Source organism: Ruminococcus sp. AM43-6, assembly GCF_003461785.1.
Lineage (GTDB): Bacteria > Bacillota > Clostridia > Oscillospirales > Ruminococcaceae > Hominimerdicola > Hominimerdicola aceti.
On sequence record NZ_QTXU01000015.1, the window covers coordinates 45860 to 67352 of the forward strand.

Here is a 21493-nt window from a genome sequence, read left to right on the forward strand (position 1 = left end):
ATTTTGATTTTAAAATGGAACATTAATATATTATTCACAAACTCGAGTTTGAATTTAAAATGGAATATATTTAAAAGTTCACAAAATATTCGCTAAAAGTTATCATATTTTTATGCATGATTTGTTATTATTTAGTTAGAAAATATCGAATAGCACAAGTCATTTTAAAAATATAAATGGATTTCTTTTAGTGCGACAGTGAAGAGCGATCATGCATTGCGCATGACCGCTCTTTTTTTCGTGGGGTGAATATATGAGCAAACGTATATCCAGAGCAACGAAACTGGCAAGGGGACAAGGATCCGGCGAGGGCGCAACGTATAAACCATATGTTATGACCAATGAGTTCAATAGCTTGGGGACAACTTCCGTCATTAAGGATTGGAAAACAGGACGTGGCGTTCATTGCCTGTCACAGGCAGAAGCTTTATGGTACTACATTCTCCGCTGGGACGATAATAATATAGATATTCGGGAACAATACCCTCTTGACCGAAATATCACACGCAAGATCGCTGACAAATATGGTTTTAAACACCCAGGAAATTCTGATCATATTATGACAACCGATTTCCTTGTCACAAAGAAAAATAATAAACTGCACGCATATTCTGTGAAACCCGACCGTGACCTAAGCAAGCGTACCTTGGAAATTCTCTGTATAGAAAAGCTCTACTGGAAACACAACAATATTGAGTTTGATATGCTTTTTAAAGAGGACGTTAACACGATATTGGCGTCAAATATAAGGCTTGTCACAGAATATTATGACGAAAGCCGTGTTTTTGATAGATATAGTAACATAAGACATAATATCGCCACGAAAAAGATCAGCTGCGATATGGAAGACAACATTCTAACCAATGACGATCTGGATAAAATATGGGGTGAATACTGCAATGAATGAGCCAATTTTTGCCGTGGGCAATATCTTATCTAACAAATATAATCATACTAGATATAGAGTGATCTCTATCCTTGGTGATACTGTGGTCTTATGTTTAATGGATACATCAAAATTTGAATTAGCCTTTTTTGATATCGAAATGGTAACAGATAGTATCAATGATGAAAGCATTATCATTGAAAAAGATGAAGATGCAATAATATTTGATAGTAATGTTCTTTCAAAATCAGCAAGAAAAAAGTTTGAAACCAAATTTAAGCTCTTACAGGAAGTTGTAAACATATATGGCCCGTCATATGCAAGACTCTATGGAAAACATGACAAACCAGAATTAAAAGAGCTCTTGAACAAATATGATATTGCGAAGAACTCTTTTTGGAGGCTATGTACCAGATACTTTCAAAGCGGTATGAAACCATATTCCCTGCTTGACAAAAAGAGTTTTGGCGTCAACAAAGGCAAAACATATCAGTACACAAATAAACCGGGACAGAAGTCCAAATATGTTGAATCAAATATATATTTAGACGAACAAACACTATCAAGATTTGAAGAAGCATTAGCAGATTACAAGTCTGGAAGACAAAAGACATTACGCAATTCATTTCAAAAAATGAATATGAAATATTACACAATGACAGAACTCATTGACGGAGTATCATCATATATCCTTATGCCTGAGTCAGAACGTCCAACGTTGGGTCAGTTTTACTATTACGCTCAAAAACACCTGACAAAGGCAGAAAAAGATCTGATAAAAACCTCTGCCGCTGAACAGCGGAACAACAAAAGACTTCTCATAAGCGATTCATTGAAAGACGTTTATGGACCTGCGGATATGGTAGAGATAGACGCTTGTGAGGCTGATGTTTCTCTGGTATCTGAGCTTGACCCTGATCAGGCAATAGGCCGCCCTATCGTGTATTTTATGATAGACGTATATTCTAGGATAATACTTGCGGTGTCAGTTGCATTTGACAATAACTCTATTCTCGGCATAACAAATCTGTTTTTGAATCTAGCTGACGATAAGCTGGAATATTGTAAAAAATACGGTATTGAATTTAATGACAAAAGGCTATGGCCGTCAGGCATTATCCCAAAAAGAATAAGAGTGGACCGTGGAAGCGAATTTAAAAGCTATGAGTTTGACAGAATATGCAACGAGATCGGAATTGAAAAACAAATAGTCAGCGGTGCGTCAGGCTCTCTCAAGGGCGTTGTTGAGCAAGCCTTTCATCAAATGCACGCCAAGCAGAATGTTCACCTCGAAAATCATGGACTTATCGAGAAAAGATATGATTCTCTTCATCATAAAGAAGCCTCTCTCACCATACACGATTACACCCGAATGGTGATAAACTTTGTGTTAGCACATAATCAGCAGCACCTTGAAACATACCCTCTCACAAAAGAAATGATAGAAAAGAACATAGCTCCTGTTCCTGCGATATTGTGGGAATACGGCTCAAAAAAATATGGAATGCCGCAGCCGATACCTGTTCTTGAACAATACCTTTATAGCCTGATGACGCCTATCAAAGCCAAGATATCAAAACGAGGCATAAGCTACAAAGGCTTGTGGTACTTTGCACCTAACGATAAACGGCTGATGTCAGAGATGTATGCCGCAGGCACAAGGTGTATGCCATTTGAAGTGAGAATGGATATGCGTGATGTGGGTGCCATATACTACATCAGAAATTCCAAGCTGGTAAAGATACCACTAAACGTCCTCATTACAGGCAACAGCGACTATAAGGGACTTACAATGAAACAATATGAAGAATATTATAGTGCAAAAAAGAAAATGCAGGCTAAGGGCAGGATAGACAACGAAAAAATAGACTCTGCCGTGTATGCAAACAACGAGAGTATCGTTAAGTCAGCAAAGAAAAACGTTCACTCACGAACAACGGACATACGAAGCTCCCGTGAGATCGACAAGCAAAAAGTATCTTATGAGGGCAAGATAAGCACAAGACTTGAAAACAAAGATGAAACGTCCAAAAACATTTCAGCAGATGAGCAAAAAGAAAACGGTGTGACCGAGTATCGGGATTATGCAAGCTTTGAAGAAGCTTTGCAGGACTTTTATGACAACAACTGATGTCAAACTTGGGGAGATAACGAATGGCAAAATATAATTATGTAACATGTGAAGAAGGCGTGTCACAGTATGATGATTACGATCTGAACGAACATCGGATAGTTCCTGCACGATATGTTGAAGCCAAACTAGCAATAGACACTGGCAATCCATACATAGAAGCTCTACCATATCCGAGAACAGGGAGAAACATCATATCGTCATATAGCCAAACTATGGCCGATTTTGATTACGATAAGATAAAGAGTATGTCAACCATTGATAAGATACTTCAGATAAGATCTCTGAGGAGCATACGCTTTCCGCTTCCATTTCATGCAGAGCTTGAGCTTTCTTTCTACAATGCCTTGATAACGTCATACAGATCACGTCACATTCTTCATTCTGACAATGATAAGGTATCTTATTCCGTGGAAAACCAGGAATACGCCGCCTCAAATATTTTGATAGGCGATTCAAGTGCTTCCACAGACGCAGGCTTTTCTCTTATCGGATATTCAGGCTGTGGCAAAAGTTCCGCAATACAAATGCTTGTATCATACTATCCGCAAGTCATTATGCACACAACAGAAAACGGAGAGTATTTTCCTCAGATAACATATCTTGTTGTCAACTGTATCCCAAACAGCAATTTTTCTGCCTTGTATGACGGTATAGGTGACGCTATCGATAAAGCGTTGGGAAATATCAAACCCATATATTCCGCAGAGATAATGAAAATAAGGACATTAGGCGCAAAAGCAGAGCGTATCCGTGAATATGTAGAAAAGTTCGCTATTGGAATCATCATTTTCGACGAAATACAGCTAATAGATTTTTCGCACACACGAGAAAACTCTTTCGATTCTCTGCTTACACTCTCAAACAGAACTAAGGTCGCAACAGCTGTTGTGGGTACAGAAGACGCAAAAGCCAAAATGTTTAAAACACTCAGAACAGCTCGAAGAGTCGGCAATGTCATTAATGGGAATATGTATTGTATTGTACGGACAGAAATTTCTTTTACTTTCTTGTAAACGAACTTTTCCGATACCAATGGTTTGATAAACCTGTTACAGTTTCAGAGGAGATAACAGACGCTTTGTATGATGTTACAAAGGGAATCGTAGACCAGCTTATCAGCATTTACATATATATGAATATTGATTTTTTAAACAGAAAGAAAAAGCCTGAAATAAACAGCAAGTATATATATGCTGTAACAAACAAACATTTCGCAGGACTTCGTGATGTATTGGAAAATCTTGATTCTGACTTTAGCGATTATCTTATGCAAGAAATAAAGGAAAATGCAAAGCTTGAGCTTGATAAAATAGAAGATGAAGCCAAACAGCTCAAAGAAGCCGAGAAAATATTAAATAATAACAGCAGTGAGGAAAAGGTACAAATAAAAAATGTTGTGGCAAACATCACCGCTATCTATGATGAATACACGCCAACACAAATAGAAGACGCTTTCAAAAAGGTAATAAGGAAAAAATCATCAGTTGGAAAGGCCGAAAGAGAAATAAGCAAATTGGTAATAGAACAGCTTACAAAACAGCAACACACAAGATCAGATCTGCATAAAAAGAACACTCCAAGCGTAATTCAAATGCAGAACTTTCTTGGCATAGATAAAGAGGACAAATAAATGCCTGTTATTCCTGTATACAGAAACCCTTATCCTGATGAATTAATGTATTCCTGGATACATCGTCTGGCAAAGAAAAATGGTTTGCCGATAACAACTTTTGCAGACTCATATCTTAATAAATTCAACTCCAAAATTGGCTCTCTGGAATATGACATTCGATATGGACTATTATGTCTTAACGAGAGTTTTTTCATTCAAAAGGATCTCAAAGAAATGTTCTTATCTATGTCAATATTTCCTTTTGAGGCTATGTTTTTCTCTGTAGGACAACAAACACGATATGTAAACAATATGTTTAGAAAGCCTGATCCGCTAAATGCTCCGGTAAATACGATGATAAGGGAAATACACATATGCCCACAATGCATAGAAAATGACATTGAAATATTTGGAGAACCATATATACACAGGGCTCATCAACTTTCAGGCGTATGTACCTGTCACAAACACAAGGCCCCATTGTATAAGTATACTGGCATCAAGGGTCACGAATTTGAATATGACTTATCCCATTATACAGAGCTAGAGATCAAAGACATAGCTATAGAAAATGAATACACCGACTATGCTCAAGCTCTTTTTAATTCAAATACAAACTGCAATATAGCTGATCTAAAACATATGATATACAACAAGTTAAAAGAACTTGGACATAAAGCAACAAATGGGTATGAAGATTTTATCTCTGCATTTAATGACTCAAAACTTGTAACTTTGTTTGATGCAGATCTTAAAAACTTCTTGCTTGTAAGTATTATCAGTACTCAGAGTACAAGTGCTAGATCAATGCTCCCACTTTTAATGTACCTATTTCCAAATGTGCAGGAAATCATACATCGGTTTGAAAATGCTCCGCCTATTATACAAAAATACTACTGTGCAGAGTGCGGCAAAAACTTCTATGCAACATCTACATCACTCACAGAGGGATGGGGCTGTACTTATTGTGATGCTAATAAACCAATAGAAGAAAGGTACAAAAAACTGATAGACTTTGCTGGCAAAGGGAATTATGAGCCACTAGAGCCATTTAGATCATTAAATATAAAATCAAAGATACATCATAAAATCTGTGGTGAAACAATACAGATAAAACCACGTAAATTCATATTCGACCATGTTAGGTGTATATGTGAAAGTCTGTTAAATGAATGGGATGTAAGGCAAAAGCTTGAAGAATTTGAAGACTATGAATTTATTAGCTATGATAGTGAGTCTTCAAAAATAACTATGCGAAGCAAGGCTTGTGGACATGTATTCAGTTGCAGATTCCATAAATTCATAAAATATCCGAGTTGTCGAGTATGCCGCCCTAAAAATATGACAACTGAGCTATACACCGAAAGAGTATATGATCTAGTCGGGGATGACTACACAGTTTTAGGTGAATTCGTTGATCAAAGGACTAAGATTGCAATAAAGCATAACAAATGCGGTGGAATACAAGAATACAAGCCGTCGGCATTCCTTGACGGTCAGAGGTGCAACGCCTGTAATTCATTGATCGTAAAAAAAGCAAACGATTCTTGGGAAAAAGGGTATGCCTTACTCTGTGAATACAAAGAGGAATGTGGCACTGCCAATATACCAAAGCGTGATCACTATAAAGGTGTCTTTCTAGGCAATTGGTTGCAATCGCAGAGAGACAAATATAAGGCGGGTAAACTGACTCGATCACAAGAAGACGCTCTTGTATCATTAGGAATAACACTTGATCCATTAGCTGCAGAATGGGAAAGAAGATACGAACAATATAAAAGATATATACAACAAAATAACGGGAGTTCAGATATAACAAAACGAACTATTTTTGAGGGTGAAAAACTTGGCGTTTGGGTGGTACTGCAAAGAAGGAACTACAACATAGGAAAGCTAAGTGAAGAACGCTACAAGAAGCTTTGCGATATAAATATGAAGTTTTAATAGGCTGTAATAATTTTTGAGCGGATAACTTTGACCAGACAGTTATCTGCTCAAAATATTTTTTGTAAATGTATAGCTTTTTGAAAGAATAAGTGGTATAATGTAGTAAAACTACTTGTACAAAATATTTAAATTAATTGGAGAAATTACAATGACAGTTGATACAAAAAAAGAACAGGAACGTGATGAACTTCATCGTGCTATATGGGCAATTGCTGATGAACTTCGTGGTGCAGTAGATGGATGGGACTTTAAAAACTATGTCCTAGGCACTATGTTTTACAGATATATTTCTGAAAACATTACTAACTATATTAACTCAGGTGAAATCGAAGCAGGAAATGCTGACTTTGATTATGCACAGATGTCTGACGATGATGCAGAAGAAGCAAGACAGGGTCTTGTCGAAGAAAAAGGTTTCTTTATTCTTCCGTCAGAACTCTTCTGTAATGTAAGATCAGCAGCGAAAAATGATGAAAACCTAAATGAAACGCTTGAAAGAGTATTCCGTCACATTGAAGAATCTGCAAAAGGCAGCGAATCGGAATCAGACTTTGCAGGTCTGTTTGATGACTTTGATGTAAACAGCAACAAGCTTGGCTCAACAGTTGCAAAGAGAAACGAAAAGCTTTGTAAGCTTCTTGACGGCGTGGCAGATATGAACCTAGGTGACGTCAAAGATCACGATATAGATGCATTTGGTGATGCTTATGAATATCTTATGACTATGTATGCTTCCAACGCAGGAAAATCCGGTGGTGAATTCTTCACTCCTGCCGATGTATCAGAACTTCTTACTCGTCTTGGTACAGTCGGCAAAACTGAGATAAATAAGGTATATGATCCAGCCTGCGGAAGTGGTTCGCTTCTTTTAAAGGCGGAAAAGGTACTTGGAAAAGATAAGATACGCAACGGCTTTTATGGTCAAGAAATAAATATCACAACATACAACCTTTGTCGTATCAATATGTTTTTACACGATATTGGTTTTGACAAATTTGATATTGCTTGCGAAGATACTCTTATCGCACCTGCACATTGGGACGATGAGCCGTTTGAACTGATAGTTTCTAATCCACCTTACTCAATAAAATGGGCTGGCGATGACAATCCGCTGCTCATAAACGACCCACGTTTTGCCCCCGCAGGTGTGCTTGCACCAAAGAGCAAAGCAGACCTTGCGTTTATTATGCACAGCCTTTCCTGGCTAGCATCTAACGGAACGGCTGCGATCGTATGCTTCCCTGGAATTATGTATCGTGGCGGTGCTGAGCAGAAGATCCGAAAATACTTGATAGACAATAACTTTGTTGACTGTATAATACAACTTCCTGCAAATCTTTTCTTTGGCACTTCTATTGCCACCTGCATTATGGTGCTGAAAAAATGTAAAACAGACAGCAAGACCTTATTTATTGACGCTACAAATGAATGTATCAAGGTTACGAACAATAATAAGCTTACTCCAGAAAACATAAACAAGATCGTTGGCTGCTTTGCTGAACGCAGCGAGATAACGCATTTTTCGCATCTTGCCGATTATGATGAGGTCAAGGAAAATGACTATAATCTTTCGGTTTCAACATATGTTGAGGCTGAAGACACAAGAGAAAAGATCGATATTGTCAAGCTTAATGCTGAGATCAAAGAGATAGTTGCTCGTGAACAGGTGCTTCGTGATGAAATCGACAAGATCATTGCAGAAATCGAGGTGTAATTATGGGAGAACTTTTTCCAAATCAATATTGGGGAATGGATATATGGAAACATCAAGAATTGCCGATAATAGAATCACATGATTTTGATTTTTTTAGATGCCTTGAATTTAACGATAGTTATTATGGAAAAACAGTAAGTGAACTTCATAGCGGAAATCTAAGATTAAGCAGAAAGGATAATAGGTATTCAAATCTCTTTCCAGGACAAAAACTGTCATATTGGGCAGACAGTCCACAAACGGCAAGAGCTGAAATAAAAAAGTGGGGATCAGGTAATAATTATTTGACATTTTGGGCATATGACGATGGGAGCAGTTTTATCCCTACAGTTTATCCGGCTGAAAATATTCGGATAATCGACGGTATTCATTTTGGTTTTGATAAGATTTTGAAAAAAGTTGGTAACCATGAAGAATTGACCAGTAACGAAAAGGAGTTTATTGATAAAATAGGACGTGAAAAACCAGATTGTCTTGCTTATTATTCAGAAGCCAAGGTAGGAGGCATTTGCTTTTTATTTTTTGAACAAGGGTTTAAAAAACTTTCGCTTCGTGAAGTAACATTACGTTTAGGTGATTATAAAGGAAAAAACACAGCAAAGGTGACTTGTGCAGTTACAAGTGATTTTAATCCGGTATTGGAAGGCTATGGCTATTATTTTTCTCCAATTGCAAAGACGAAATATGATGATACATATACAACAAGTGAAGAATATATACTTCGGAAACAAGTTGAGGATTATTCACATGAACAAATAATGGAGATGATGCGATGAGCAGATTAGAAGAACTGATTCAGGAGTTATGTCCCAATGGAGTGGAATATAAAACGATTGAAGAATTATGTGAAGTACAAAATGGTTATACGCCTTCTAAGAAAATATCTGAATATTGGGATAATGGTGATTTTCCTTGGCTCAGAATGGAAGATATTAGAGCTAATGGAAAAGAACTATCAGATTCCATTCAGCACGTTAATTTAGCTGGCGTTAAAGGGAAAGGGTTTCCCGCATACTCAATTATTTTTGCTACAACAGCTACAATAGGAGAACACGCATTAATCACTGTTCCTTTTATTTGTAATCAGCAGCTAACCCATATTCACATAAAAGAAGATGTCAGTTCATTCTTAGATATTAGATTTTTATTTTATTATTCGGATATTATAGATGAATTATGTAAAAAGAACACAAAAGGTGGAAGTACTCTACCAGCTGTATCATTAGACAAATTCAAGAAATTCTTAGTCCCAGTACCTCCGTTGGAGATACAACGTGAAATTGTCCGAATACTTGACAACTTCACATCGCTTAAAGCGGAGCTGCAAGCGGAGCTGCAAGCGAGAAAAAAACAGTATGAGTATTATAGGGATAAACTTCTGTCTTTTGCAAGTGATATTCCATTATTTCAATTGGGAAAAGTCTGTGATTTACAAGCAGGAAAAGCAATCAAAGCTTCAGAAATCTCTGATATTGAAACTAATCAAGAAACCATCCCTTGTTATGGTGCAAATGGACTTAGAGGCTATGTAGGAAAATCAAATCAAAAAGGTGATAAATCAATTATCGGAAGACAAGGAGCACAGTGTGGTAATGTATGTTACGCAACTGGCAAGTATTATGCTACAGAACATGCTGTTGTTGTTACTGATAAGGGGTATTTTAATAGCAGATATCTTTTTCATGTATTAACTCACGCAAATTTAAATCAGTATAAAACTGCGGGTGCTCAACCAGGCTTATCTGTTTCTAAATTGAATAATGTGATGATTGCAGTTCCAGATAAAAAAGTACAGGACAAAATCGCCAATATCCTCGACAACTTTGAAAAAATCTGCTCCGACCTAAATATAGGCTTGCCTGCCGAAATCGAAGCAAGACAAAAACAATATGAATTTTATCGTGACGCACTTCTGTCTTTCGACAATTCATATTTTGTTAACGTAGAGAGAGAGAGAGAGAGAGAGAGAGAGAGAGAGATGAGTGGCACAGCGGATTGATCAAGCTGTGGCAGTATGTGTTTGGGTATGCACCAGTTAAGCTGAAAGATATTGCTACAATTAGTCGTGGCGGTAATTTTCAGAAAAAAGACTTTGTAAAAACAGGAAAACCTTGTATTCACTATGGTCAAATGTACACACATTTTGGTGTTTATGCAGATAAAACATTAACTTTTGTAAATAATGACGTATTTGCAAAGTCAAAAACTGCAAAACCGGGTGACATCGTTATGGCAGTTACAAGCGAGAATGTAGAAGACGTTTGCTCTTGCACTGCATGGCTCGGCAATGAAGAAATTGCTGTCAGCGGTCATACAGCAATAATAAGCCACAATCAAAATGCAAAATATATGTCTTATTTCTTCCATTCTGCTTCTTTTTTTGAGCAGAAGAAACGATTAGCACATGGTACAAAAGTAATCGAAGTAACGCCTGTCAAATTAGGTGATATTAAGATAATGTTGCCAACTTTGAAAGAGCAAGAACGAATTGTATCAATTCTCGACAGGTTCGATTCATTGTGCAATGATATTTCATCAGGGTTGCCTGCCGAGATCGAAGCAAGACAAAAACAATATGAATATTATAGAGATAAATTACTCAGCTTTTAGTAATTAAGTAAAGGAGGCGGCTATTGTGCCATATTTCAATATTGTCGCACAGACAACAGAAAACACCGTTGTTACTGAGTATGAGCCGGCAAAAACACGTTCTAGCAACTATCAATCTGAAGCAGCATTGGAAAAAGAATTTATCCATATGCTCACAGAGCAGGGCTATGAATATCTTAAAATTCATCATGAAAAAGATCTTATCGCAAACCTGCGTACTCAGCTTGAAAAGCTCAATGACTATCATTTTACTGAAAACGAATGGGAAAGATTTTTCAAGGATTCAATAGCAAATCAAAACGAGGGTATCGTTGAAAAGACACGAACGATACAAGAAGATAATATCAAGAACTTAAAGCGTGATGACGGAAGCACAAAGAATATTACTATTATTGACAAGAAGAATATCCACAATAACTTTTTGCAGGTCATAAATCAGTATGTCATCGGTACAGCCGAGGGTGCAAAACACGACAATCGTTATGATGTCACTATCCTTGTAAATGGCTTGCCACTTGTCCACGTTGAGTTAAAACGCAGAGGTGTAGCTATCCGTGAGGCGTTCAATCAGATAAACCGATACCAGCGTGACAGCTTCTGGGCAGGGAGTGGTCTGTTTGAATATACGCAGATTTTCGTTATCTCAAACGGAACAAATACCAAATATTATTCTAACAGCACTCGATTCAATGCAATAAAAGATGCAAATAAGAATTCCGCAAAGAAAGGTAAAACCAGCAATAGTTTCGAGTTTACTTCTTTCTGGGCAGATGCAAATAATCGTGTCATTCCCGACCTGATTGACTTTACAAGAACATTCTTTGCTAAACATACGATCTTGAATATCATTACTAAGTACTGCATATTTACATCAGAAAATATGCTTATGGTAATGCGACCTTATCAAATAACCGCAACAGAACGTATTCTTAACCGAATCGAGATCGCTAACAACTACAAAAAATATGGCACGATCGCTGGTGGCGGTTATATATGGCATACAACAGGTTCTGGAAAGACGCTTACATCATTTAAAACAGCAAGATTAGCTTCATCTCTCCCCTATATTGATAAAGTGCTGTTCGTAGTTGACCGTAAGGATCTTGACTATCAAACGATGAAAGAATATGACCGTTTTGAAAAAGGCGCAGCTAACAGCAATACCTCTACCGCTATTCTGAAAAAACAGTTGGAAGATATTAATGCTCATATTATTATAACCACCATTCAGAAACTTGCAACGTTTATCAAGAAAAACAAAGACCACGACGTATATAATAAACACGTTGTTATAATCTTCGATGAGTGCCACAGAAGCCAGTTTGGTGATATGCACGCTGCCATTGTAAAAAGCTTCAAGAAATATCACCTATTTGGATTCACTGGAACACCTATCTTTCCTGCCAACACAGGAAGTGTTCGCAAGCCACAGTTCTTCACAACTGAGCAGACTTTTGGCGACCAACTCCATACATATACGATCGTTGATGCTATCAATGATAAAAATGTCCTACCATTCAGAGTTGATTATGTAAAAACAATGGATATGGGTGAAGATATTGATGACGAACAGGTGTGGGACATTGCCCGTGAAAAGGCTATGATGGCGCCTGAAAGAATAAGTCTTGTCACAAAGTATATTCTTGACAATTTTGATAGAAAGACCTATCGTGGCGATAAAACCTATATCTACAATGCACTTACCAACATATCAGAAGTTGCATCCAGCAAAAATGGCACAGTAGAGGAGATAAAACAAAAGCAACGTATAAGCGGTTTTAATTCTATTTTTGCAGTTGCGTCTGTGCCTATGGCAAAATTATATTATCAAGAATTTAAGAAACAAATGTCAGCTGACCCTACAAAGCAACTCCGTATTGCTACTATTTATAGCTATGGTGCAAATGAAGCTGAATATGACGAGAATACAAGTGGTATTCTTGCTGAAGAGAATTCAGAAGATACATCCGCACTTGACCAATCCTCAAGAGACTTCCTTGAATCAGCCATAAAAGACTATAATGAAATGTTCCATACGAACTACTCAACGGATAGTGATAAGTTCCAGAACTATTATAAAGATGTTTCTCTTCGTATGAAGAACAAGGAACTTGATTTACTCATTGTCGCAAATATGTTCCTTACAGGCTTTGATGCCACAACTTTGAATACATTATGGGTTGATAAGAATTTGAAAATGCACGGACTAATTCAGGCATTTTCAAGAACCAACCGAATCCTTAACTCAATTAAGACCTTCGGTAATATTGTGTGCTTTAGAAATCTTCAGAAGCGTGTTGATACTGCTATATCACTTTTCGGAGATAAAAATGCAGGCGGTATCGTACTTATGAAAGGATTCAAAGATTATTATTATGGCTATGAGGGTATTGACGGCAAGCCACACCCTGGCTATATTGATATGGTCGATGAGCTTACATCAAAGTTTCCACTTATAGAACCACAGATCATAGGCGAACAAAATCAGCGAGATTTTATTTCTCTCTTTGGTGCTATTCTTCGTATGAGAAACCTTTTGTCTGCTTTTGACGAATTTGCAGATAAAGAATTGATCAATGAACGTGATCTGCAAGATTATTTAGGCAGATACCAAGACCTACGAGATGAATGGAATGAAAGACGCAGCCGAGGTGAAAGCACAGACATTATTGATGACATTGTATTTGAAGTTGAACTTATCAAACAGATAGAGATCAATATAGATTATATTCTTATACTTGTCAAGAAATATCACGATAGTCACTGTGAAGATAAAGAGGTACTTGTTTCAATCAAGAAAGCCATTGATGCAAGCCCCGAGCTTCGTAGCAAAAAAGCTCTTATTGAAACCTTTATTGCTGGTATAAATGATGTAGAAGATATTATGTCAGAATGGCACGACTACGTTGTAGATAGACGTGAAGAAGAACTTGTTCAAATCATTAAAGACGAAAAGCTGAAAGAACCTGAAACACGAAAATTTATAGAAAATGCATTCCGTGATGGTGAGATCAAAACAACAGGAACAGACATTGATAAGCTTATGCCTCCTGTATCTCGCTTTGGTGGTGGAAATAGAGCAGTAAAGAAACAAAGTGTTATCGATAAGTTGAAAGCTTTCTTTGAAAAGTTTTTCGGTGTTGGTGGTTCAACAAGATTCACTGATGAAGATGAACCCTAATATAAAGTATGTTCCATTTTAAATTCAAAATAAAATATCGCAACTTCATAAAAAATTAAACTTGTTCCATTTTAAATTCAAAATATTTTGTGTATACTTGTAATAAAATAACGAATGTTCCATTTTAAATTCAAAAAAACTAATAAAATCGGGACAAAAACAGCCCTGTTTGTTCCATTTTAAAATCAAAATAAACACCCATTGTAAAATTACAATACAATAAAACCCAAAAATTTTTTCAGCCAAAATCGCAAAATTTTGAACATTATAGCCGTTAAAACTCAAAAGTTTAAAAATCAAAACTCGTCAAAAAAATGAACATTATAGCAAGGAAAACTCAAAAACTCAAAACTGCAAAATCCGAAAATAATGAACATTATTACTGACATAAAACAGCAAACAGCATATGACTATCGGGGCAATACAAAATCGTATTGCCCTGCGTTGTATGTATGAAAGGAGCGGAAAATGAATTATTGTGAGATAAAGAAAACCGATATCGCCAATGGCTCAGGAGTGAGGGTCACGCTGTTCGTATCAGGCTGCAGACACCACTGCAAGGGCTGTTTTCAGCCTGACACTTGGAACTTTGACTACGGCAAGCCTTTCACAGATACCACCGCAGACGAGATAATTAACGCCCTCTCAAAGGGCTATATAAAAGGACTTACGCTCCTTGGCGGCGAGCCTATGGAACCTGAGAACCAGCCTGAGCTGACAAAGCTTCTCCGCCGTGTGAAAACAGAACTTCCCGACAAGGACGTGTGGTGCTACACAGGCTGTACCCTTGAAACAGACCTGCTTGCAGGCTCAAAGTCCCCATACAGAACACAGTACACAGACGAAATGCTGAGCCTTATCGACTACCTCGTTGACGGCGAATTTGTTCTCGAAAAGAAAAACATCTCCCTGAAATTCAGAGGATCTGAAAATCAGAGGATACTTCATAAAGAGGACGGGGTTTGGGTGAACAGCGAAGATATGTAAAACAAAACCGCTCCCCGTGACATCACGAAGAGCGGTTTTTTTATACAAATTGTATGGGGGCAGCGTCCTCGACGTCCCATTTATTGACCATGTGTCATGTTCTTGACCTTACTTCTCAGACTTTGTAAAGAATATCGCCTTTATAAGCTGGATAACGAGCATAGAGCCAAAGCTTAGAATGTATATCCATGCAAACTGCATACCTGTCATGTCTGCTATCTTGAAAAGTCCTTTAAGCGGTGGAACGAGCAGAACGGAGTTTAAAAATACCATTCCAAGACCGAACGCCATAAGACCGAACTTGTTGTTGAAAAAGTCCTTTGAGAAGATAACAGGACCTTTTTTCTTGCAGGAGAATCCGTGGAACAATCTTGCAGAGCAAAGCACCGCGAATGCCATTGTCATACCAAGAGCTGCGCTTGTCTTGTTTCCCATAAGGAAAGCCAAAGCTACTGCTATCGCTATAACTACGCCATACAATGCGATCTCGCCCAGGAAAGGACGTGTGAGTATAGATTCATTTGCGTTTCTTGGCTTGCGTTTCATGACCTCTTCGGAGTGAGGTTCAAGACCCAAACCGATAGCAGGAAGCGAGTCTGTAAGCAGATTAATAAACAGCAAATGTATTGCCGCAAACGGAACAGGAAGTCCAAGCAGTGAGTTGAAAAGCACCACAAGAATTGCCGCAAAGTTGCCCGAAAGCAGGAAGAGTATAGCCTTTTTAATGTTCTCGTAAATGTTTCTGCCGTTTCTTATGGCCTTGACTATAGTTGCAAAGTTATCGTCTGCAAGCACCATTGAGGCAGCGTCCTTTGAAACCTCAGTTCCTGTGATGCCCATTGCAACGCCCACATCAGCCTGCTTTAACGCAGGTGCGTCGTTCACTCCGTCGCCTGTCATGGAAACTATACAGCCGTTTGCCTGCCAAGCCTTTACGATCCTTATTTTATGCTCAGGTGTAACACGAGCGTAAACAGCCTTGTCCTTTACAAAGTCAACAAGCTCTTCGTCTGAATAAGCGTCAAGCTCGTGACCCTCAACAGCCTTTGAGTTGTCGTCAAGAATACCTATCTCACGGGCAATAGCCGAAGCCGTAACGATATGGTCGCCTGTTATCATGACTGGCTTTATGCCTGCCTTGCGGCATTCCGCAACAGCCGCCTTTGATTCCTCTCTAGGAGGATCCATCATAGCAATAAGACCGACAAACTCCAATCCGTCCTCGTCCTCTGGACATACGGTATCCTTGTCGAATTTTTTCTCTGCAAATGCAAGTATACGCAGACCTTTTTCCGAAAGCTCTGCCACACGCTGAGTTATAACAGCCTTTTCTTCGTCGCTTGAAGTTATCCTGTTTATAAGAACGTCAGCCGCACCCTTTACATAAAGCACCTTCTCGCCGTCGATAACGTGCAGAGTTGACATAAGCTTTCTGTCTGAATCAAATGGTATCTCAGAAATTCTAGGGAGATCTTCCCTCACCTTGTCAGTGTCAATGCCAAGCTTTGTGCCAAAATTGATAAGAGCCGTTTCTGTAGGGTCGCCTATCTCAACGCCGTCCTTACAGCTTGAATCGTTGCAAAGGATCATGGCTCTTGTCATAGTCTTGACCTTTTCATCGTCAAGATCAACAGCGTCAGTGTCGATTATCCTGCCGTCTACCATTATTTTTCTGACCGTCATCTTGTTCTGAGTAAGAGTACCGGTCTTGTCAGAGCATATTACAGAAACGCTGCCCAAGCCCTCAACAGCTTGAAGCTTTCTTATGATAGCGTTTTCCTTTGACATTTTCTGTGTGCCGAAAGAAAGCACAATAGTAACGATAGAGCTGAGAGCCTCAGGAATAGCCGCAACAGCAAGTGCGATAGCGAACATGAACGAATCCATAAGCTTGCCGCCACGAAGCACACTAAGTCCGAACACTACTGCACAAACGATAAGGATAGCTATAGAAAGCTTTTTGCCGAACTCGTCAAGCGTGTTCTGGAGAGGCGTTTTTCTCTCTGATGCGTTTTGGATAAGTGAAGCTATCTTGCCCACCTCAGTGTCCATACCCACCTCAGTGACAAGCATTTTTCCTCTGCCGTATGTGACAAAAGAGCCTGAATAAACCATGTTAGCACGTTCAGCAAGAGGCTTTTCGCCCTCTATATCGCTCATATCCTTGTCGATATTAACGCTCTCGCCTGTGAGTGCCGACTCGTTCACCTGAACAGAAGCGCACTCTACGAGTCGTCCGTCTGCACATATCTGGTCGCCTGCCTCGATAAGAAGAATGTCGCCCACTGCGATCTCCTCAGATGGGATAATTACCTTTTCGCCGTTACGAAGCGCCTTAGCCGTCGGTGCAGAAAGCTTTTTAAGGTTCGTCAGTGACTTTTCAGCCTTGACGGTCTGGACTGTACCCAAAATAGCGTTCATTGTGATAACAACGAGTATTACCGCACAACTCTCAACGTCTTTCATGAAAGCTGAAACTATCGCAGCAATAATGAGTATAAGCACAAGAAAGTCCTTATACTGCTCTAAAAAAATCATAGGAATGGACTTTTTCTTGCCTTCCGTGATAACATTTCGTCCGAACTTTTCGCAGTTTTTCACTGCCTGCTCGGTTGAAAGACCATTTTCACCTGATGAAAACTCAGTGTAAAGCTGGTCAAGTTTTTTCTGATACTGCTTCATAAAATACCACCTTTTTTATTTTTTCCTGTAGTCGCTGCCGATATACCCTTCAAAGCCTCCTTTTTTCATAGGCTCAGAAAAATAAACGCATAAAAAATCGGCAAGACGTTTATTGGGTAAACTGCGCCTGTGGCAATTTAATCAATAAAAGTCTCGCCGTTTAGATATGCAGCGGTCCCTCATCGGAACGTACTGACGCAAACATAAACGGATCTCTCCGCCAGCTACTCTCTTTTACTATGAAGTTATTATAACCTATATTTTTGATTTTGTCAATAGTTTTTTATATGTTTTATTGTAAATTCGCAACTCATTTGCTTGATCTCATTTTCAAACACTGCCCTTGATTATTATTCCAAAAGGTGCTATAATAGCATTGGTGATAATAATGAAAAGGAAAATACTTGTAGGCCTGCTTACTGCCGTTATCTTTTTGGCTTGCGCCCTTGTGATAAATATAACCCCGAAGGTGGAGAAAGGTTCAGTTGTGCTGACCTGTGACGGAAGCAAATATGAGCTTCCCGGCACTGAAAAGACACGATACTGCAATGGCAAGAGCGAGAGCCTTTCCGCTGAAAAGAGCTTTGAAGATCTGCTCTCCTCTGTACCGTCATTTAATATAAAGGCGGATGTAGATAAAGACGGCAATGTTACCCTTAAAACCCCTATGTCCGTAGAAGCCACAGGGGACAGGCTCGGGAATGTGCTTTACACTGTCTACAGCTATGACGGAAAGGTGCTTGCCAAGGAGTCCAAAAAGCTGGAGCTTCCAAAAGAGGATATTGACGGCTGTCTTGTGAAAATAAAAATTACATGGGGCAAGAAAGACACAAGCTATCTTGAAGAAGATTACTGGTTTGCCGCAATGTACAATACCGAAAGATAAATACAACATCAAAATGTAGGGGCGACCTCTGGTCGCTCACTTTCTTTCTGTAAGCTTTCAGACAACAAAACGTCGGACGAATTTGAAAACGTCCGACGTTTTGTTTTTTAACATATTTGAAATCCTATTATGCCCGCCATACAAATAACGCTGCCGATAAATCTCAGCTTTGTGATAGGCTCTTTTCTTATGAGCGCTATAACAAACAGCGAACACAGTATCATAGGCTGGATAAATGACGCACTCGCAAGGCTCACAGCAATAACCGCGTTCTCCGCAAGCAGACCTGCCACATTCGGAATCTTTGTAAGCACAACCACCCATGCGCCCTTTTGATTTTTCTTGAATATCTCCAAAGGCTTCGCCCTTGGCAGAAGTATGATAGCCATAAGTATAAGCGCAAAGAACAGCGCCATAGTCGAGGATATGTAATTCTCCGACGCTCTTACAACTATGCCGTAGCCGTATCTTGCCAAAAGATAAAACACCAGCGGAAGAACGATCCTGCGGTAATTTATATTGCCGCTGTCCGTTCTGCCTGATTTTGCGATAAAAACAAGTCCTGCAACAGTAAGCACGATAAAAAGGAACTTGAAAATGCTCGGCTTTTCACCAAGAAAAATATCCGTTGCATAGGACATGAAAAGGGTGATACCAAGCCAAGCCTTAAGCTCAAAGGCTGATATTTCATCAAGGATAATAGCCGAAAGCTTAAATTCAAGGATCTTCGACAAGCACAGCAGACCTATCGCTGCAAAGGATTGCCAGCTAAATGTGATAGTCCTGTCGAGGAAAGGCAGACAGCAAGCCATGAAAACAGCCGTTGCCGCCGCCATTAAGAATCCAAGCTCGTCGCCGTTGAATTTTGCCGTTGAAACAGCGTACTTGTCACTAAGGGAACATATTGTGTAGCATACAACTACAAGTATAAGCAAAAACATTATTTTTCTTCTTCCTTACTATATGATTTTCTAAGACCTGTATGCTGTGAAACATACAAAATAACGGGCGACCCAAGGTCGCCCCTACGCAAAGCCGATTTATCAGTTCTTTTTATTTTTCACAAGCCATACTACCGCCAAAATACCAAGTATCACTGAGAACAGAGTAGCAACAGCAAGACATATCCAGCTTGCATACTGACTTTGTATAAATTCGTTCTGCGATTGGCTTCCTATAAGGGTATCTACCCCCGATTGCGAGCCTAACGCTGAGAACAGTATTATAAATGCCATTCTCACATTCATTACGCAGGCTATAACGCTGTAAATATGCACTATACCCTGAAAAAGACACACTCCGCAGTCGTCCTTTACATAGCTTTTCACTCCAAGCACCGCACATACCACCGACACTGCCGTGTAGATAATGAACGCCGCAAAAAGCACTATCGTTGGCACTTTTGCCCCCTCGGTTTTCACTATCATGCTCATAAGCCCAGCCATACACCCCATGAACACAGCCGCTGCCGCAAGCCCTGCAACAGACCATTTTCTGTATAAAAGCTCTGACTTTTTTATCTGCTCTTTCTTTATCTGCTTAGGCATTTTCTTCCTCCGCCTTCTTGCTTTCAAGCTCCTCTTCGGATATCTTGAAGCGTATCCTGTCTATTTTCTGCTCGTCCTCCATTTTCACTGTCATCTCAAAAGGCGGACAGCTTATAACTTCATTCTGCTCAGGAAGTCTGTCAAGCATATCCATTATCCAGCCACCGAGAGATGTTCTTTCGGTTTCGATAGTGTCCTCCGGCAGTCCTATCCTCTCAAGAAAATCCGATACCGAAAGCTCCGCCGACGCTTCGTAAACACCGTCGCTTATTTTCACAAGGGAGGTATCCTCCTCGTCGCTTTCATCATATATCTCGCCCACAAGCTCCTCTATGATATCCTCAAGAGTACAAATGCCCTCCGTGCCGCCATATTGGTCAAGCACCACCGCCATATGCACCTTTTTGCGCTGCATCTGCTTCAAGATCTCAGATATCTTGCGGTTTTCAGTTATGTAAAGTGGCTTGTTCATTATAAGGCTTATGTCCGTCTTGCCCTTGAGATACATTTCAAAAAAGTCAGCCTGGTGGATAAGTCCCACAATGTGGTCTATATCCTTGTCATACACAGGAAGCCTTGAAAACTTTGTCTGCACAAAGCGTTTTTTTATGCTCTCCATATCCTCATGAAGCTCAACACCCTCGATATTTACTCTAGGCACAAGTATCTCGCTTATGGTTATCTCGTCAAAATCCAGTGCCGAACGCACAAGCTCCGACTCCTGCTCTTCAAGTACGCCCTCGTCCTGAATCTCGTCTATGATATATTTAAGCTCTTCCTCAGTAACAGACGGCTCGCTGTTCTTGTTGCCCACAATCTTTGAAACACCGCTTTTTATGCCCATAAAGATAGCCGTAATAGGTGTGATGATGAACATGAATGCGGAAAGCGGAGCCGCCATAAGAATAGAAAACCGCTCAGAATTTTCCTTTGCAAGGCTCTTAGGCAAGATCTCACCAAAAATAAGCACAAGCACCGTCATGACTACAGTAGCCAGACCCACGCTTCCCTTGCCGAACTTCTCCGTAAAAAGCACCGTTGCAATAGAAGATGAAGAAATGTTCACCACGTTGTTTCCTACAAGTATAGCAGTGAGTGCCTTGTCAAAATTATCGCATATGTTCATTGCCTTCTTTGCAGACTTGTTTCCGTCGTCTGCAAGTTTTTTTAGCCTTATCCTGTTGCATGAAGAAAACGCTGTCTCCGTTGCAGAACAAATAGCAGACAGCATAAGAAGCACAGCGATGATAACAACTTTCATAAAATAAAATTATCCTTTCAGGTCAGAGTATAAATTTGCTGCCCTA

The 21493-nt window shown here is 39.3% G+C and carries 15 protein-coding genes and 1 pseudogene; 12 read left to right on the forward strand and 4 right to left on the reverse strand.

Going from position 1 to position 21493, the window contains the following annotated elements:
• Window positions 1-253 precede the first annotated feature (253 nt).
• The 11 genes and pseudogenes from DW938_RS09210 to nrdG all read left to right on the forward strand — a co-directional run bounded on the left by DW938_RS09210 (window position 254) and on the right by nrdG (window position 15071).
• A complete protein-coding gene (locus DW938_RS09210) occupies window positions 254-907 on the forward strand; it encodes a TnsA endonuclease N-terminal domain-containing protein (protein WP_117877784.1) in 654 nt (217 codons plus the stop codon).
• The gene (locus tag DW938_RS09215) at window positions 900-3017 is read left to right on the forward strand and encodes a DDE-type integrase/transposase/recombinase (RefSeq protein ID WP_181984405.1); all 2118 of its coding nucleotides are present in this window, start codon (window positions 900-902) and stop codon (window positions 3015-3017) included. Before DW938_RS09210 ends, DW938_RS09215 begins: the two co-directional genes overlap by 8 nt.
• A 23-nt stretch (window positions 3018-3040) precedes the next feature.
• Entirely contained in the window at window positions 3041-4033 is a 993-nt protein-coding gene (locus DW938_RS09220; RefSeq protein WP_117877782.1) for an AAA family ATPase, read from the forward strand.
• The gene (locus DW938_RS09225; protein WP_118124584.1) at window positions 3994-4650 is read left to right on the forward strand and encodes a hypothetical protein; all 657 of its coding nucleotides are present in this window, start codon (window positions 3994-3996) and stop codon (window positions 4648-4650) included. The genes DW938_RS09220 and DW938_RS09225 overlap by 40 nt, the downstream gene beginning before the upstream one ends.
• Complete coding sequence (locus DW938_RS09230; RefSeq protein ID WP_118124585.1) at window positions 4651-6576, forward strand: Helicase associated domain protein; 1926 nt, start codon at window positions 4651-4653, stop codon at window positions 6574-6576.
• Window positions 6577-6727: 151 nt separating this feature from the next.
• The gene (locus DW938_RS09235; RefSeq protein ID WP_117877779.1) at window positions 6728-8293 is read left to right on the forward strand and encodes a type I restriction-modification system subunit M; all 1566 of its coding nucleotides are present in this window, start codon (window positions 6728-6730) and stop codon (window positions 8291-8293) included.
• A gap of 2 nt (window positions 8294-8295) precedes the next feature.
• On the forward strand, window positions 8296-9069 hold the full coding sequence (locus tag DW938_RS09240) for a hypothetical protein (protein ID WP_207660699.1): 774 nt from the start codon (window positions 8296-8298) through the stop codon (window positions 9067-9069).
• Window positions 9066-10292, forward strand: a complete 1227-nt coding sequence (locus tag DW938_RS09245) for a restriction endonuclease subunit S (RefSeq protein WP_118124586.1) — start codon at window positions 9066-9068, stop codon at window positions 10290-10292. The genes DW938_RS09240 and DW938_RS09245 overlap by 4 nt, the downstream gene beginning before the upstream one ends.
• 35 nt (window positions 10293-10327) lie before the next feature.
• Window positions 10328-10903 (forward strand): annotated as a pseudogene (locus DW938_RS09250) (restriction endonuclease subunit S); the annotation flags it as partial.
• 25 nt (window positions 10904-10928) lie between these two features.
• Window positions 10929-14084 carry a type I restriction endonuclease subunit R gene (locus tag DW938_RS09255; protein WP_118124587.1) on the forward strand — a complete coding sequence of 1052 codons (3156 nt, stop codon included), beginning with the start codon at window positions 10929-10931 and terminating at the stop codon, window positions 14082-14084.
• 468 nt (window positions 14085-14552) lie between these two features.
• Window positions 14553-15071, forward strand: a complete 519-nt coding sequence (gene nrdG, locus DW938_RS09260; protein ID WP_118124588.1) for an anaerobic ribonucleoside-triphosphate reductase activating protein — start codon at window positions 14553-14555, stop codon at window positions 15069-15071.
• Window positions 15072-15179: 108 nt separating this feature from the next.
• Here nrdG and DW938_RS09265 read toward each other — a convergent pair whose 3' ends face one another.
• Complete coding sequence (locus DW938_RS09265) at window positions 15180-17753, reverse strand: cation-translocating P-type ATPase (RefSeq protein WP_118124589.1); 2574 nt, start codon at window positions 17751-17753, stop codon at window positions 15180-15182.
• A 388-nt stretch (window positions 17754-18141) separates the two neighbouring features.
• On the opposite strand from DW938_RS09265, the gene DW938_RS09270 reads away from it, so the two are divergent.
• Window positions 18142-18639 (forward strand): hypothetical protein, encoded by a 498-nt coding sequence (locus tag DW938_RS09270; RefSeq protein ID WP_118124590.1) that lies wholly within the window; start codon window positions 18142-18144, stop codon window positions 18637-18639.
• A 107-nt stretch (window positions 18640-18746) separates the two neighbouring features.
• Here the strand turns inward: DW938_RS09270 and DW938_RS09275 are convergent, their stop codons facing one another.
• The 3 genes from DW938_RS09275 to DW938_RS09285 all read right to left on the reverse strand — a co-directional run bounded on the left by DW938_RS09275 (window position 18747) and on the right by DW938_RS09285 (window position 21447).
• Window positions 18747-19580, reverse strand: coding sequence for a hypothetical protein (locus tag DW938_RS09275; RefSeq protein ID WP_117938743.1), 834 nt, complete (start codon window positions 19578-19580; stop codon window positions 18747-18749).
• A gap of 102 nt (window positions 19581-19682) precedes the next feature.
• On the reverse strand, window positions 19683-20186 hold the full coding sequence (locus tag DW938_RS09280) for a hypothetical protein (protein WP_118124591.1): 504 nt from the start codon (window positions 20184-20186) through the stop codon (window positions 19683-19685).
• Window positions 20179-21447, reverse strand: a complete 1269-nt coding sequence (locus tag DW938_RS09285) for a hemolysin family protein (RefSeq protein ID WP_118124592.1) — start codon at window positions 21445-21447, stop codon at window positions 20179-20181. Before DW938_RS09285 ends, DW938_RS09280 begins: the two co-directional genes overlap by 8 nt.
• Window positions 21448-21493 lie beyond the last annotated feature (46 nt).

Coding starts and splice junctions, on each gene's coding strand:
- DW938_RS09280 (WP_118124591.1), bottom strand. CDS start 20,186: ATGCCTAAGCAGATAAAGAAAGAGCAGATAAAAAAGTCAGAGCTTTTA.
- DW938_RS09235 (WP_117877779.1), top strand. CDS start 6,728: ATGACAGTTGATACAAAAAAAGAACAGGAACGTGATGAACTTCATCGT.
- DW938_RS09275 (WP_117938743.1), bottom strand. CDS start 19,580: ATGTTTTTGCTTATACTTGTAGTTGTATGCTACACAATATGTTCCCTT.
- DW938_RS09230 (WP_118124585.1), top strand. CDS start 4,651: ATGCCTGTTATTCCTGTATACAGAAACCCTTATCCTGATGAATTAATG.
- DW938_RS09270 (WP_118124590.1), top strand. CDS start 18,142: ATGAAAAGGAAAATACTTGTAGGCCTGCTTACTGCCGTTATCTTTTTG.
- DW938_RS09210 (WP_117877784.1), top strand. CDS start 254: ATGAGCAAACGTATATCCAGAGCAACGAAACTGGCAAGGGGACAAGGA.
- DW938_RS09285 (WP_118124592.1), bottom strand. CDS start 21,447: ATGAAAGTTGTTATCATCGCTGTGCTTCTTATGCTGTCTGCTATTTGT.
- nrdG (WP_118124588.1), top strand. CDS start 14,553: ATGAATTATTGTGAGATAAAGAAAACCGATATCGCCAATGGCTCAGGA.
- DW938_RS09215 (WP_181984405.1), top strand. CDS start 900: ATGAATGAGCCAATTTTTGCCGTGGGCAATATCTTATCTAACAAATAT.
- DW938_RS09220 (WP_117877782.1), top strand. CDS start 3,041: ATGGCAAAATATAATTATGTAACATGTGAAGAAGGCGTGTCACAGTAT.
- DW938_RS09265 (WP_118124589.1), bottom strand. CDS start 17,753: ATGAAGCAGTATCAGAAAAAACTTGACCAGCTTTACACTGAGTTTTCA.
- DW938_RS09240 (WP_207660699.1), top strand. CDS start 8,296: ATGGGAGAACTTTTTCCAAATCAATATTGGGGAATGGATATATGGAAA.
- DW938_RS09245 (WP_118124586.1), top strand. CDS start 9,066: ATGAGCAGATTAGAAGAACTGATTCAGGAGTTATGTCCCAATGGAGTG.